The sequence below is a fragment of the Nonomuraea polychroma genome, from assembly GCF_004011505.1.
Classification (GTDB): Bacteria; Actinomycetota; Actinomycetes; order Streptosporangiales; family Streptosporangiaceae; genus Nonomuraea; species Nonomuraea polychroma.
On sequence record NZ_SAUN01000001.1, the window covers coordinates 3,728,821 to 3,742,796 of the forward strand.

The following is a 13,976-nucleotide window of genomic DNA, read 5'->3' on the forward strand; positions in this document are numbered from 1 at the left end:
GTGAAGATCATTGCCGCGGACGTCATCGTCACCAGCCCCGACCGCAACTTCGTCACCCTCAAGATCACGACGGACGAGGGGATCACCGGGCTGGGGGACGGCACCCTCAACGGGCGGGAGCTGGCGGTCGCCTCGTACCTGGCCGACCACGTGGTCCCCCTGCTGATCGGGCGGGACCCGCATCGCATCGAGGACACCTGGCAGTTCCTCTACCGCTCGGCGTACTGGCGGCGCGGGCCCGTCACCATGGCCGCCATCGCGGCCGTGGACGTGGCGCTGTGGGACATCAAGGCCAAGGCCGCCGGGATGCCGCTCTACCAGCTGCTCGGCGGAGCCTCCCGGAACGGGATCATGGCGTACGGGCACGCCTCCGGCCGGGACCTGCCGGAGTTGTTCGACTCGATCCGCCGCCACCTGGAGATGGGCTACCGCTCGATCCGGGTGCAGACCTCCGTACCCGGCATCAACGCCGTGTACGGCGTGGCCGCCCAGCCCAGCGTCGACGGCAAGCGGTACGACTACGAACCCGCCCAGCGCGCCGCGCTGCCCGCCGAAGAGGACTGGGACACCCGCGCCTACCTGCGCCACCTGCCCGGCGTCTTCGAGGCGGTGCGCAACGAGTTCGGCCCCGAGCTGCCGCTGCTGCACGACGGGCACCATCGGATGACCCCTATCCAGGCCGCCAAGCTCGGCAAGGCGCTCGAGCCGTACGACCTGTTCTGGCTGGAGGACTGCACGCCGGCGGAGGACCAGGAGGCGCTGCGCCTGGTCCGCCGGCACACCACCACGCCGCTGGCCATCGGCGAGATCTTCAACACCGTGTGGGACTACCAGACCCTGATCCGCGAACAGCTCATCGACTACGTCCGGTCGGCCGTCACCCACACCGGGGGGATCACGGCCATGCGGAAGCTGCTCGACTACGCCGCCCAGTATCAGATCAAGTCCGGCATCCACGGCCCGACCGACATCTCGCCCGTCGGCATGGCCGCCGCCCTGCACCTGGACCTGGCGATCCACAACTTCGGGATCCAGGAATACATGCAGCACGGGTCGGCGACCAACGACGTGTTCCAGCAGTCGTTCAGCTTCGCCGACGGCTACCTGCATCCCGGGGAGCTGCCGGGGCTCGGCGTGGAGCTCGACGAGGAGGCCGCGGCGCGATTCCCGTACCAACCGGCGTACCTGCCGGTCAACCGGCTCAAGGACGGCACCGTCCATGACTGGTGAGCGCCGGCCCACCCGGCACATCGTGGTCATGGGCGTGTCGGGCGCGGGCAAGACGACCGTGGCGCGCGGGGTCGGCGAGCTGACCGGGCTGCGGTTCGCCGAGGCGGACGAGTTCCACCCGGAGGCGAACGTGGCGCGGATGCGCGCCGGCATCCCGCTGGACGACGCGGACCGCTGGCCGTGGCTGCGTGACCTGGCCTCCTGGATGGCCGCCCGGCACGCCGAAGGCGTCTCCACGGTGCTGGCCTGCTCGGCGCTCAAGCGCTCCTACCGGGACGTGCTCCGACAGGGCCCGCCGGACGTGGAGTTCGTCCACCTCGACGGGTCCGCCGAGCTGATCCGGGACCGGATGACCCGCCGCACCGACCACTACATGTCGGCTGACCTGCTCGACTCGCAGCGGGCGATCCTGGAGCACCTCGACCCGGATGAATCCGGGATAGTGCTGGAGGTGGCGCTGCCGCCGGACGAGCTGGTGGCGGCGGCGGTCGCCCGGCTCGGCCTGGTGCCGGCCGCATCGCACCGGGGGCACGCCAGGGTCGGCTCGTCCCGGCACCTGGTCCGCCGGGACGCCGAAAAGCAGGGTCCATAATACACCGCGAAAGCCATGATAAAATCCCTTTCCCGAAAGCCAGGAGCGATGAAGCGGGAATATTTTCATGGAAAATTTGCATGGGCAGCCGCGGGAATCCGGCGACACCACCGCCGAAGCGGCGCCGCAGCCGGACCTATTCGTCCAAAAAGAACTTCAGCGCCTGCGCGACAGCATCGATAATCTCGATGCCGCCCTGGTCCATCTCCTTGCGGAGCGCTTCAAGTGCACCAAGGAAGTCGGCCGGCTCAAAGCCGAACACCGGCTTCCGCCGGCGGATCCCGAACGGGAGGCACGGCAGATACGCAGACTCCGCGCGCTGGCGGAGGAGTCGAAACTCGACCCGGTTTTCGCGGAGAGGTTTCTGGGTTTCATCATCGAAGAGGTGGTCCGCCACCACGAATTGATTGCGAGCGGCATATCAGCGGATCGCGAACATTAGACCGGCCGGGTTCAAGAGCGCCTAAGGTGACTTACGCACGACGGAGCACGTCCTCCACAGCCGCCAGCGACAGGGTCTTGTAGCCCACCGAGTCGAACAGCACGGTGATCCGGTCATGCTCGCGGCTCATGACCGTCCCTGGCCCCCACATCTTGTGCGTCACCTTCGCCCGCACAGGGAACCCCCCTTTGCCGGACGCGGGCGTCAGGTCGAGCGCCTCACCGTTCTCGCAGGTGTCGCACGCGCCGCACGCCCCGGCGTACGGCTCGCCGAAGTATGCGAGCAGGAACCGGCGGCGGCAGCCGCCGGTCTCCGCGTAGCCGCGCATCATGTCGATTCGTGAGTCGTCGACGCGGTGTCGTGCCTCGTCGAGCTCGACCGCCCGCGCGGCGGCCTGCGCCGGCGTCAGCCTGCCGGAGGCGTACCGCAGGTCGCCGGCGTCCGTCACGGAGAGCGCGCCCGCCCGTTCCAGCAGGTTGACGAGCCTGGCGAGCTGTGACGTGCTCACCTTGAGCAGCGCGGCCAACTCGCCGGCGGGCACCGTACCGGCGTGCTCGCGAACCAGCGTCGCCACGCGCAGCAGCGCATCACGGCCGGCTCGGCCGCCGACGAAGAACCGGCGCAGGCCCAGATCCTCCTGCCGATAGAACAACACCGCCGAGGCCGGCTCGCCGTCCCGGCCCGCCCTGCCGATCTCCTGGTAGTACGCGTCGGGCGACTCCGGCGGCTCGGCGTGCAGCACATAGCGCACGTCCGGCCGGTCGATGCCCATCCCGAACGCCGAGGTCGCGACGACGGTGTCCACGTCGCCCCTGGTGAACAGCTCGTGTACGCGCGTGCGTTCGGCGGTCCGCATCCCCCCGTGATACCCCTCGGCCCGACGTCCCCTGCCCGCCAGCGCCGCCGCGTACTCCTCGGTCTCCCTGCGGGTGGCTACGTACACCAGGCCGAGACCTTCGCGGGAGGCGGCGTACTCGATCAGCGCCTGTCTCTTGTCCCCCGCGCGGACGAAGCGCCGGACCTCCAGCGAGATGTTCGGCCGGTCGAACCCCCTGACGATCTCCACCGGGTCGGCCAGTCCGAGCGAGCGGACGATCTCCTCGCGGACGTTCGGTGCGGCGGTGGCGGTCATCGCCACCACCGGCGGATGCCCCAGACGCTCGATGACCTTCCCGAGCCGCAGATAGTCGGGGCGGAAGTCGTGCCCCCAGGCGGAGACGCAGTGAGCCTCGTCGATCGCGATCAGCGACGGCCCGGCCTGCGCGAGCCGTTCGACGACGTCGGGCTTGGCGAGCTGCTCCGGGGACAGGAACACGAACGCCGCATCCCCCGCCGTCACCTTCTCCAGCCCGGCCGTCACAGAGGAGGTCGAGTTCACCGCCACGGCGCCGCCCGCGTCGGCCTTGAGCAAGCCGGTCACCTGGTCACGCTGGAGCGCGATGAGCGGCGAGACGACGATCGTGGGTCCGTCGAGCAGCAGCGTAGGAACCTGGTAGACCGCCGACTTGCCACCACCGGTCGGCATGACGAGCAGCACGTCACGCCCGCGGAGCAAGTGCTCCATCGCCTCCTGCTGGCCCGGTCGCAGCTTCCGCCAGCCAAAGCGCTGCCGGGCCGTGGCCCGTAACCGCCGCCCCCGCCGTCCGAACCGGCCCGTCAGCCCCATCCACCATCCCATGCCACCCACCCTTCCATCGGTGGGCGGTCATTACCCGCGCTCCCGTGCCGCATGCGCCGTCAGGCCGCCCCAGCTCCACCTCCCAGGCGGTCGGCTTCGACGGGGTGGGCGTCGGGGCTGGTGGTATGGTCGGGCCCATGACCCCGGAGGACCTCGCCAATCTCGCGCATCTGCGCCGAGCGCGGGATCTGATCGATCGGGACTACGCCCAGCCGCTCGATGTGCCGACCATGGCCCGACGCGCGCTCATGTCGCCGGCGCACTTCTCGCGACGGTTCCGGGCGGTCTATGGCGAGACGCCCTACAGCTATCTCATGACCCGCCGGATCGAGCGGGCGATGGCGCTGCTGCGTGGGGGCATGAGCGTGACCGACGCGTGCATGGCGGTCGGCTCTACGTCGCTCGGCTCGTTCAGCTCGCGCTTCACCGAGCTCGTGGGAGAGACGCCGAGCGCTTACCGCAGCCGGGAGCACCCCGCCGTGGCGGCGATGCCCGCGTGCGTGGCGAAGGTGCAGACCCGCCCGACGAGAAACCCACCGAGCAGGATTGAAGAAGCGGGTCGCGTCGCCGCCGCCTAACGTTGGCGACATGACCATCGCACTCAAGTACTGCCACATCACCGTCAACGACCTGGACGAATCGCTCGCGTTCTACCGCGACGCGCTCGGCCTCGACGTACGCAATGACGTCGCTTCCGGCGAGTTCCGCTGGGTCACCCTCGGGAGCTCGGCGCAGCCGGGCCCGGAGTTCGTGCTCTCCGAACCGCACGCCGGCCGTTCCCAGGCCGACGGCGACGCCCTGCAAGAACTGCTCACCAAGGGCGTCCTGCCGATGATCGTCTTCAGCACCGACGATCTCGACGCGACCTTCGAGCGGGTACGGACCGCCGCCGGCGCCGAGGTCCTGCAGGAACCCATGGATCAGCCCTGGGGGCCGCGCGACTGCGCATTCCGCGACCCCTCGGGCAACATGGTGAGGATCCAGCAGGCGGCCAAGGGCTGACCGAGCCGGCCACCTGTTCCAGGCCGCCGACGTGCCGACCGACTCGACAACCGGCCGTCGAACAAGGCATCTACAAGTCATCCTCAAGACGCGACTGCCAGGCTGCCCGCGCCGCATTGCACGGCCGGAAAACCGCCAGCTCAGTGCAGAAATCGTCAACAGGGGGGCTCGAGCTGCCATGACCTTGATCCGTGAAACTCCATCCCGGCAGGAACCCATTGCCGTGGTCGGGATGGCCTGTCGATTGCCGGGGGCCGATTCGCCGGAGGGGCTGTGGGACCTGCTGTGCCGCGGCGCCAATGTGATATCCGAGATCCCCTCGGACCGGTTCCCGGTGGATGAGCTCTACCACCCGGTTCCCGGCACGCCGGGGAAGCTGTCGTCTCGGTACGGGGGGTTCGTCCCGGGCATCGACGAGTTCGACGCGGGATTCTTCGGCATCTCGCCGCGCGAGGCCGCGCGGATGGATCCGCAGCAGCGCATGGCGATGGAGGTGGCCTGGGAGGCGTTCGAGGACGCCGGTCTCACGCTGGAGCAGATGCCCGGCATGACCGGCGCGGTGTTCATGGGGGTCATCACCAGTGACTACTGGGATCTGCAGTCCGGCGCCGTGGAGGAGTTGGACGTGCACACGGTGGGCGGGAGCACCCGTGGGGGCAACGCGGGCCGCATTTCCTATGCCCTGAACCTGACCGGTCTGAGCGTGGCCTTGGATGCGGCGTGCTCGTCCTCCCTGGTCGCCATCGACCTGGCGGTGCAGTCGCTGCGCGCCGGGTCGTGCGACATCGCCTTCGCCGGCGGCGTGAACGCGATCCTCACGCCGGACCACGCCGTCGGGTTCTCGCAGGGCTCGATGATGGCTCTCGACGGGCAGTGCAAGGCGTTCGACGCTCGCGCCGACGGTTACGTACGCAGTGAAGGCGCGGGCGTCGTGGTGCTGAAGACCCTCACCCGGGCGCTGGCGGACGGCGACCGGATCCATGCGGTGATCCGGGGCGTGGCCGCCAGCAACGACGGGCACGGCGAGAGCTTCATGGCCCCGCAGATCCCCGGCCAGCGTGCGGGCCTGGAGACGGCGTACCGCAACGCCGGGGTGGACCCGGCGAGCGTCGCCTACGTCGAGGCGCACGGCACCGGAACCAGCGTGGGGGACCCCGTCGAGATCGCCGCGCTGGAGGCGGTCCTTGGACAGGGGCGGCCGGCGGGGCGCCCTCTGCTGGTGGGATCGGTCAAGACCAATCTCGGCCACACCGAGGGGGCGGCGGGCGTCACCGGTCTCATCAAGACCGTGCTGTGCCTCAAGCATGGCTGGCTGCCCGCGAGTCTCAACTTCGAGACGCCCAACCCGGCCATCGACTGGGACGGGATCGCCGTGCGGGTGTGCGACCGCGGCCAGGCGTGGCCGGAGCAGGACGGCCCTCGGCGCGCCGGGGTGAGCAGCTTCGGCATCGCCGGAACCAACGTCCACGTCGTGCTGGAGGAGGCGCCGCCGACGCAGGCCGCTGAGGGGAACGCGGACCGGGCGGTGCTGCTGCCGCTGTCCGCGCGGTCGCCGAAGGCGCTCACCGCCCTCGCCGGGCGGTACCGCGACCTGCTCGTCCCTCCGGGGGCGGCCCTGGAACGGGTGGGGGCGGCGGCAGGCGTACGGCGCAGCCATCATGATCTGCGGCTCGCGGTCGTCGCGGACACCCCGGAGGACGCCGCCGACAAGCTGGCAGCCTTTGCCGCCGGCGGCCACGCCGACGGGGTGCACACCGGCGAGACCGACGAGACGGGGCACCGGACCGCATGGGTGTTCCCCGGCCAGGGGGCGCAGTGGATCGGGATGGGCCGCGATCTGCTCGACACCGAGCCCGTCTTCGCCGCGGCCATCGCCGACTGCGACCGCGCCATGTGGCCGTACGCCGACTGGTCCCTGATCGCCGAACTCACCGCCGACCGGCAGACGTCGCGGCTCGACGAGATCGACGTGGTCCAGCCGGCGATCTTCGCGGTGCAGGTGGCGCTCGCTCGCCTGTGGCGCTCGTGGGGCTTCGAGCCTGACGCGGTGATCGGGCACTCCATGGGCGAGGTCGCCGCCGCTCACGTGGCCGGGGTGCTCGACCTCGACGACGCGGCACGGATCATCTGCGGCCGCAGCCGGCTGATCCGCACCACCAGCGGCCGCGGCGCCATGGCCGCCGTCGAGCTGTCGGCCGAGCGTGCGGAGGAACTCGTGGCCGGGTACGGCGGGCGGGTGAGCGTGGCGGTGAGCAACGCCCCCACCTCGACCGTCCTCGCCGGAGACCCGGAGACGATCGACGCCATCCTCCGCGACCTGGAGGCCCAGGGCGTGTTCGGCCGCCGGGTGCAGGTGGACATCGCCTCGCACAGCCCGCAGATGGATCCGCTGCGCGATCCGTTGCTGGAGCTCATGGCGCCGCTGCGCCCCCGGACCGGGACCGTGCCGCTGTTCTCGACGGTCACCGCCCGGTTCCTGAGCGGGCCGGAGATGGACGCGGCGTACTGGGTGGACAATCTTCGTGAGCCGGTGCTGTTCGCCGATGCCGTGCAGCAGCTCGCCGAGGACGGCTTCGACACCTTCGTCGAGTTCAGTCCCAATCCGCTGCTCGCCCGCGCGGTGCAGCAGAACCTGCGCCACCTCGGCAAGGAGGGGGTGGCCGTCACCGTACTCGCCCGCGACCTGCCCGGCCGTACCGGCCTGCTCGAGGCCGTCGCCGGTTTGTACGTCACCGGCCGTCACGTGGACTTCGGGCGGATCCAGCCGTACGGCCCGCACGACGTCACCCTGCCCTCCTACCCCTGGCAGCACGAGCGGTACTGGAAGACCCCCGGTGCGGCCACGGCGAAACGGGGCGGTTCGGGGCACCCGATCATGGGTGAGGCCCTCCGCCTGGCGCCGGGCGACCAGCTCGTGTGGGACTTCGACCTCGGCCTCGACCGGCTGCCGTATCTCGCCGACCACCGGGTGCACCAGATGCCGGTGCTCCCTGGGGCCGCCTACCACGAGCTCGCGCTGGCATCCGGCCTGGCGGCCTACGGGGAACAACCCTTCCAGGTGGAAGACCTGCGGCTCGAGCGCGCTCTGTTCCTGACCGCCGAGACCGCCCAGCGGGTCCAGGTCCGCCTGGACGCCGCCGGAGACGACGAAAGCCGCCGCCTGACCGTCTTCGCCGCCGACGCGGCCTCCCCCGGCGGTGAGAGCGCGGGGTGGACCGAGATCGCCACGGCGCTGCTGCGCCCGTGCCCCTCCCCCACGATCGCCGTACCCGACCTCGCCTCCTGTCCGGAACGGGTGGACGTGGCCGCGCACTATGCCGCCTCCCGGCGTCGCGGCATCGAGCAGTTCGGGTCTTTCCAAGGCGTGGCGGCGCTCCACCGGTCGGACGCGGCCGTTGTCGCCGAGCTCGCCGTACACGACAGCATCAGCCCCGGGCTCGGGCGCTACCTGCTCCACCCGGCGCTGCTGGACTCGGCTCTCCAGCCGCTCATGACCCTGCTCGACACCACCGGCGTCGCCGAGGACACGTACCTGCCGGTGCGGACCGGCAGCTGCCGCCTGTACGGGCGGCCGGAAGCCGGAAAGCAGCTGCGGTCCTCTGCGGTACGCACCTCACCACCTCAGGAGAAGGACCTGGTCGAAGGCGATGTCGTCATCACCGACGACAGCGGCCGGCTGATCGCCGCGATCACCGGCTTCCAGCTCCGTCGCCTGGCGTCCGACCTGCCGGAGATCGTCGAGCAGCGAGCGCGGAAACTGCTGTACGGCATCGAGTGGACGGCCCTGGAGCCGCTCCCCGACTCCGCACCCGAGGCGGCGCGCTGGCTGGTCGTGGCCGACTCGCCGCTGGGTGCCGAGGTATGCGCCCACCTCGGCGGCGAGGTCCTGCTGGTCCAGCCAGGTGACACCTACGGAAGAGTCAGCCCCGACCGGTGCATCCTGGATCCGTCCTGCGAAGACGACTGGAAGAGGCTCATCAAGGACGAGTCCGCGAACGGGACCTGGCCTCCCAAGGCAGTGGTGCACGTGTCCAGAGCGGGAACGCGGACGCTCGAGGGCTGCTTCGATGTGCTGGCTCTGGTGAAGGCCCTGGCCGACAGCGACCAGAGCGCTCCTCGTCTCTGGCTGGTCACCACCGCAGCCCAGGCTCCGCTCGGAACCGGTGATGTCGACCCCGAGCAGACGGCCCTCTGGGGGCTCGGCCGGGTGATCCCTTACGAGCATCCCGAGCTGCGGTGCTCCCTGATCGACCTCCCGGCCGTCCCCGATGCCGCCACGCTCGGCGCACTGTGCGCCGAGATCACGGCAGACGGGACCGAGACCGAGATCGCGCTGCGCGACGGCCGCAGATACGCCGCCCGGCTGCGAGGTCGGCAGCTTCCCTCCGAGCGGCCGATCCCCGTCCACCCCGACGCCTCCTACCTGGTCGCCGGCGGCTTCGGCGGTGTGGGGCTGCTCACCGCGGAATGGCTCGTCCAGCACGGCGCCCGCCATCTCGTTCTCGTCGGGCGGAGCGGCCCGGCACCCGAGGCCGCGGACCGGATCGCGGCGCTGACGGCCGGCGGCGTGGAGATCCACATCGCCAAGGCGGACATCACCTCCCGGGACCAGCTGACCGATCTCCTGGACGAGATCGCCCGGTGTATGCCGCCGCTTCGCGGTGTCGTCAACTCCGCCGTCGTCCTCGACGACGGGACGCTGGCCCAGCTCGATCGTGCCCGTTTCGGCGCCCCGATGCCCCCGAAGGTCGACGGGTCGTGGAATCTGCACGAGCTCACCCGGCACCTGCCGCTCGACTTCTTCCTCCTCTACTCCTCGGCGGCCTCCCTCATCGGCTCACCCGGGCAGGGCAACTACTCCGCCGCCAACGCCTACCAGGACGGGCTGGCCTGGCACCGGCGGGCGTGCGGGCTGCCCGCCCTCAGCCTCAACTGGGGGCAGTGGGCAGGCACCGGACAGGTGGCCAAGGCGAGCAAGGACCTCCGCCTGGACGAGCGCGGGTTCGCCGGGTTCGCTCCTTCCGACGCCCTGACGACGCTCGGGCGCCTGCTGGCCGACCCGCCTGTCCAGGCCGGGGTCATGTCGTTCGAGCCCGGTACGTGGACGCACTTCTTCCCCGCCCTGCGAGCGTCCTCTCTCTTCCAGGGGCTGCTCGAGGAGGGCTCCGTGCAGCAGCCGGCCGAGCCGGAGCTGACGCGGAGCCTGCTGGCCGAGCAGGATCCCGAGACGGCCGAGCGACTGCTCGCCGCATACCTGTGCACGCAGGTCGCGGCCATCGTCCAACTCCCCCGGGAGAAGGTCGACGCGTCGCAACGCCTGCACCGTCTGGGTGTCGACTCCCTCATGGCCGTCCAGTTGCGGAACCGGATCGCGGTCGACCTCGAGATCAACCTGCCGGTCGCGGTCTTCCTGCAACGCCGCACGATCGGCGACCTCGCAGCCCTGGCGCTCCAGCAGACGGATATTCGCTGAGCGCAGATACGGCCGGCGTCTCGGGAGAAACCGGATCGATGGCTTCCCGTCGATCCGGCTGACCCAAGGCGCCGGCCGTATGTGGGCTGCCAAGGTCGAGCCATGTCCTCAGCCGCGCGGTTTCATCCAGCCGAACGTCCGCTCCACCGCCCGGCGCCAATTGTCGTACTCCACCGCGCGGCGCTCGGGCTCCATGGCGGGCAGCCACTGGGCGGCTCGGTGCCAGTTGCGGCGGAGGCCCTCCAGGTCCGGCCAGTAGCCGACGGCGAGCCCGGCGGCGTACGCGGCTCCCAGCGACACGGTCTCGGCCACCATGGGGCGGACGACCGGAACATCCAGGACGTCAGCGATGCACTGCATGAGGAGGTTGTCGGCGGTCATGCCCCCGTCGACCTTGAGGGTCCGCATGTCGAGCCTGGAGTCGGCGTTCATCGCGTCGACGACCTCGCGAGTCTGCCAGGCGGTGGCCTCCAGCACTGCACGGGCGAGATGTCCCTTCGTGATGTAGGAGGTCAGGCCGACGATCATGCCACGGGCCTCGCTCCGCCAGTGCGGGGCGAACAGCCCGGCGAACGCGGGCACGATGTAGCACCCGCCGTTGTCGTCCACCGTCTTGGCGAGCGTCTCGATCTCCGGGGCGCTGTTGATCAGGCCGAGGCCGTCGCGGAACCACTGCACCAGCGCACCGGTGACGGCGATCGGCCCTTCCAGGGCGTACACGGCGGGCTCGGCGCTGACCTGGTAGCCGACGGTCGTGAGCAGCCCGTGGGAGGAGCGGATCGGCTTGTTTCCTGTGTTGAGCAGCAGGAAGCTGCCGGTGCCGTAGGTGCACTTCGCCTCGCCCGGTGCGAAGCAGGTCTGGCCGAACAGCGCCGCCTGCTGGTCGCCGAGCGCGGCGCCGATGCGCACGCCTGGGAAGATGCGGCTGGCCACGCCGTACGTCTCGGCCGACGGCCGGATCTGCGGCAGCATCGCGCGCGGGACGCCGAAGAAGTCGAGCAGTTGATCGTCCCACTCCAGGGTGGTCAGATCCATCAGCAGCGTACGGCTGGCGTTGGTGACGTCGGTGAGGTGCCGGCCACCGTCGGGCCCTCCGGTGAGGTTCCAGATGAGCCAGCTCTCCATCGTCCCGAACAGCACCTCCCCTCGCTCGGCGCGCTCACGGAGCCCGGGCGTGTCGTCGAGCAGCCAGCGGATGCGCGGAGCGGAGAAGTAGGTGGCGAGCGGCAGGCCGCAACGTTCCTGCACCATCGACGACTCGGGACGGGCGGCCAGCTCGTCGACCAGGGCGTTCGTCCGTGTGTCCTGCCACACGATGGCCCGCCGGAGAGGCACACCGGTTCGCCGGTCCCACAGGAGGGTGGTCTCCCGTTGGTTCGCGATGCCGATCGCCGTGATCTGCTCCAGGCCGATCCCGGCCTGTTGGAGCGCCTCTGGGGCGATGCGCTCCAGGTTTCGCCAGATCTCGACGGCGTCGTGCTCGACCCAGCCGGGGCGAGGGAAATGCTGTCGGTGCTCGCGCTGCGTCACCGACACCAGGCGCCCCTGCCGGTCGAAGATGATGCACCGCGTCGACGTCGTACCTTGGTCTATGGACATCACATAGCGCGTGGCCATGTCGTTTACCTCGGAATATGTGGAAGTAGCTGCTACCAGCGCGAGGCACCGAGGTCCCGCGACACCGCACGCGCGGCATCGCGCACGAATGTCACCAGGGCGGTGTTGGGCTGGCCTTTGACGTCGCAGATCCGCTCGACGGCGCCGGAGATCCCGATGGCGCCGACGACCAGACCGCCGTGACCGCGGATGGGTGCGGCGATGCCGGCCTCGCCCACGGTCATCTCCTCAACCTGGGCGGCCCAGCCGATCTCCCGAATCCTCGCGAGGCTGCTCGCCAGCTCTCTCGGAACGACGATCGTCCGGCGGGTGAACGCCTCCAGATGACCGTTGCCGAGAGCGGCGCTCGCGCCGGCGTCGAAAGCCAGCAGCACCTTGCCCAGCGCGGTGGCGTGCATCGGCAGCAGCGAGCCGACGTCCAGCGTCTGCAACGTGTCATCGGGACGGAAGACGTGGTGCACCACGAGGACCTGGCCGTCGAGGACAGTGCCGATCTTGACGGATTCGCAGCTGCGCGCCGCCAGCGCGTCCGCCCAGTTGATCGCTCGTGAGCGGAGCTCGTTGACGTCCAGGTAGCTCGTGCCCAGGTGAAGCAGGGCCGCCCCGAGTTGATACTTGCCCGTCGCACCGTCCTGCTCCACGAAACCGACCAGTTGCAGGGTGCGCAGCAGGCCATGGGCCGTGCCGCGAGGGAGACCGAGTGAGGAGGCGATCTCTCCCACGCCGAGCCGGCCGGAGCTGCGGGCGAGGAGGCGAAGGATCGCCGCTCCCCGCTGGATGGACTGCACTGGACCTGGCACGCGATCCAGAGTAGTCCAGCGGCTGCTGTTCGACAATGTCGGCACGGCAAAAGAAAAGATCTACTCATACCACCTCATACCGCCACAAATGTGCTCTGCGTCATAGCCTCTAGACCATAACCGGGCATGGCATAGCTGGCTAGTGTTCGACATTGTCGGCATCATGCCGTTGACCCTGTGGATTTCCTCACTTAACGTCCCTTCAACTGTGAGGCAGGTCGCCTCACCGGACGTCCTGCCTGCGGCAGCGCCCGTTCCCCGTCCGGGGACCGGCGAAATGGCGAGGCAGTGTGAGGAGGAGACATGGCGGAACGACTGAAGGCCCGAGGGCTGCTCGGCGAGCTGGCTGCCGAGTTCGCGGGCACCCTGATCCTGATCCTCTTCGGGGTCGGAGTGGTGGCCCAGGTCGCCGCGGCCGGCATCGGGGATCACGACAGCATCGCGTGGGCTTGGGGTCTCGGCGTGACCCTGGGCATCTACGTCGCGGCTCGGGTCAGCGGGGCCCACCTCAATCCGGCCGTCACCGTCGCGCTCGCGGCGTTCAAGGGCTTCTCCTGGCGCAAGGTCATGCCTTACGCCCTGGCGCAGACCGCGGGAGCCTTCCTGGCCGCCCTGATCGTCCGCTTCAACTACGCCGAGGTGCTGGCCAAGGTCGACCCGGGCTTCACCATCAAGACCCAGGGGGTCTTCTCCACGCTGCCGGGCAACGGCGTCCTCCCGATCGACACTTGGGGCGCCTTCCGCGACCAGGTCATCGGCACCGCGATCCTGCTGTTCCTCGTCATCGCCATCACCGACATGCGCAACTCGGCGCCCGCGGCGAACATGGCCCCTGTCGTCGTCGGGCTGCTCGTCGTGGCGATCGGCATGGCTTGGGGCACCAACGCCGGCTACGCCATCAACCCGGCCCGCGACTTCGGTCCCCGCCTGGCGTCGTTCCTCACCGGTTATGAAACGGCCTGGCAGGACCAGTACGGCCAGCTCTACTTCTGGGTGCCGATCGTGGCCCCCGTCATCGGCGGCCTGATCGGCGCTGCCCTGTACCAGGCTCTCGTGGGGCGGTTCCTGCCGCTCGAAGAGCAGCCCGAGCCCGGCCGAGTCCCGGCGAAGCCTTCGTACGAAACCGTCTGACCACCCCCACC

General features: G+C 70.0%; 10 protein-coding genes. 7 read left to right on the forward strand and 3 right to left on the reverse strand.

Annotated elements, in window-relative coordinates; all coding sequences use genetic code 11:
• From manD to EDD27_RS16840, 3 genes are all read left to right on the forward strand, one after another.
• Positions 1 to 1,230 carry a D-mannonate dehydratase ManD gene (gene manD, locus EDD27_RS16830; protein ID WP_127933279.1) on the forward strand — a complete coding sequence of 410 codons (1,230 nt, stop codon included), beginning with the start codon at positions 1 to 3 and terminating at the stop codon, positions 1,228 to 1,230.
• Positions 1,220 to 1,822: a gluconokinase gene (locus tag EDD27_RS16835; protein WP_127933280.1), complete on the forward strand. Its 603-nt coding sequence runs from the start codon at positions 1,220 to 1,222 to the stop codon at positions 1,820 to 1,822. The genes manD and EDD27_RS16835 overlap by 11 nt, the downstream gene beginning before the upstream one ends.
• A 67-nt stretch (positions 1,823 to 1,889) precedes the next feature.
• On the forward strand, positions 1,890 to 2,264 hold the full coding sequence (locus EDD27_RS16840; RefSeq protein WP_127933281.1) for a chorismate mutase: 375 nt from the start codon (positions 1,890 to 1,892) through the stop codon (positions 2,262 to 2,264).
• Between the two features lie 31 nt (positions 2,265 to 2,295).
• On the opposite strand, the gene EDD27_RS16845 is transcribed toward EDD27_RS16840, so the two are convergent.
• On the reverse strand, positions 2,296 to 3,942 hold the full coding sequence (locus EDD27_RS16845) for a RecQ family ATP-dependent DNA helicase (RefSeq protein ID WP_338324646.1): 1,647 nt from the start codon (positions 3,940 to 3,942) through the stop codon (positions 2,296 to 2,298).
• A 137-nt stretch (positions 3,943 to 4,079) separates the two neighbouring features.
• Between EDD27_RS16845 and EDD27_RS16850 the strand changes: the two genes are divergently transcribed.
• From EDD27_RS16850 to EDD27_RS16860, 3 genes are all read left to right on the forward strand, one after another.
• Positions 4,080 to 4,520 carry a helix-turn-helix transcriptional regulator gene (locus EDD27_RS16850; RefSeq protein WP_127933282.1) on the forward strand — a complete coding sequence of 147 codons (441 nt, stop codon included), beginning with the start codon at positions 4,080 to 4,082 and terminating at the stop codon, positions 4,518 to 4,520.
• Positions 4,521 to 4,530: 10 nt separating this feature from the next.
• Complete coding sequence (locus EDD27_RS16855; RefSeq protein ID WP_127933283.1) at positions 4,531 to 4,944, forward strand: VOC family protein; 414 nt, start codon at positions 4,531 to 4,533, stop codon at positions 4,942 to 4,944.
• A 178-nt stretch (positions 4,945 to 5,122) separates the two neighbouring features.
• A complete protein-coding gene (locus EDD27_RS16860; protein ID WP_127933284.1) occupies positions 5,123 to 10,417 on the forward strand; it encodes a type I polyketide synthase in 5,295 nt (1,764 codons plus the stop codon).
• Positions 10,418 to 10,525: 108 nt separating this feature from the next.
• Here the strand turns inward: EDD27_RS16860 and glpK are convergent, their stop codons facing one another.
• Together glpK and EDD27_RS16870 are read right to left on the reverse strand one after the other, a co-directional pair.
• Positions 10,526 to 12,034: a glycerol kinase GlpK gene (glpK, locus tag EDD27_RS16865; RefSeq protein ID WP_127933285.1), complete on the reverse strand. Its 1,509-nt coding sequence runs from the start codon at positions 12,032 to 12,034 to the stop codon at positions 10,526 to 10,528.
• 32 nt (positions 12,035 to 12,066) lie between these two features.
• Positions 12,067 to 12,834 (reverse strand): IclR family transcriptional regulator, encoded by a 768-nt coding sequence (locus EDD27_RS16870; RefSeq protein WP_127933286.1) that lies wholly within the window; start codon positions 12,832 to 12,834, stop codon positions 12,067 to 12,069.
• A gap of 303 nt (positions 12,835 to 13,137) precedes the next feature.
• Between EDD27_RS16870 and EDD27_RS16875 the strand changes: the two genes are divergently transcribed.
• Positions 13,138 to 13,965 carry an MIP/aquaporin family protein gene (locus tag EDD27_RS16875; RefSeq protein ID WP_127933287.1) on the forward strand — a complete coding sequence of 276 codons (828 nt, stop codon included), beginning with the start codon at positions 13,138 to 13,140 and terminating at the stop codon, positions 13,963 to 13,965.
• Positions 13,966 to 13,976: the final 11 nt, after the last annotated feature.

What these genes read in the sequence shown, in the direction of transcription:
- EDD27_RS16835 (WP_127933280.1), top strand. Translation starts at nt 1,220, where the DNA reads ATGACTGGTGAGCGCCGGCCCACCCGGCACATCGTGGTCATGGGCGTG.
- EDD27_RS16840 (WP_127933281.1), top strand. Translation starts at nt 1,890, where the DNA reads ATGGAAAATTTGCATGGGCAGCCGCGGGAATCCGGCGACACCACCGCC.
- EDD27_RS16845 (WP_338324646.1), bottom strand. Translation starts at nt 3,942, where the DNA reads ATGGGATGGTGGATGGGGCTGACGGGCCGGTTCGGACGGCGGGGGCGG.
- EDD27_RS16850 (WP_127933282.1), top strand. Translation starts at nt 4,080, where the DNA reads ATGACCCCGGAGGACCTCGCCAATCTCGCGCATCTGCGCCGAGCGCGG.
- EDD27_RS16855 (WP_127933283.1), top strand. Translation starts at nt 4,531, where the DNA reads ATGACCATCGCACTCAAGTACTGCCACATCACCGTCAACGACCTGGAC.
- EDD27_RS16860 (WP_127933284.1), top strand. Translation starts at nt 5,123, where the DNA reads ATGACCTTGATCCGTGAAACTCCATCCCGGCAGGAACCCATTGCCGTG.
- glpK (WP_127933285.1), bottom strand. Translation starts at nt 12,034, where the DNA reads ATGGCCACGCGCTATGTGATGTCCATAGACCAAGGTACGACGTCGACG.
- EDD27_RS16875 (WP_127933287.1), top strand. Translation starts at nt 13,138, where the DNA reads ATGGCGGAACGACTGAAGGCCCGAGGGCTGCTCGGCGAGCTGGCTGCC.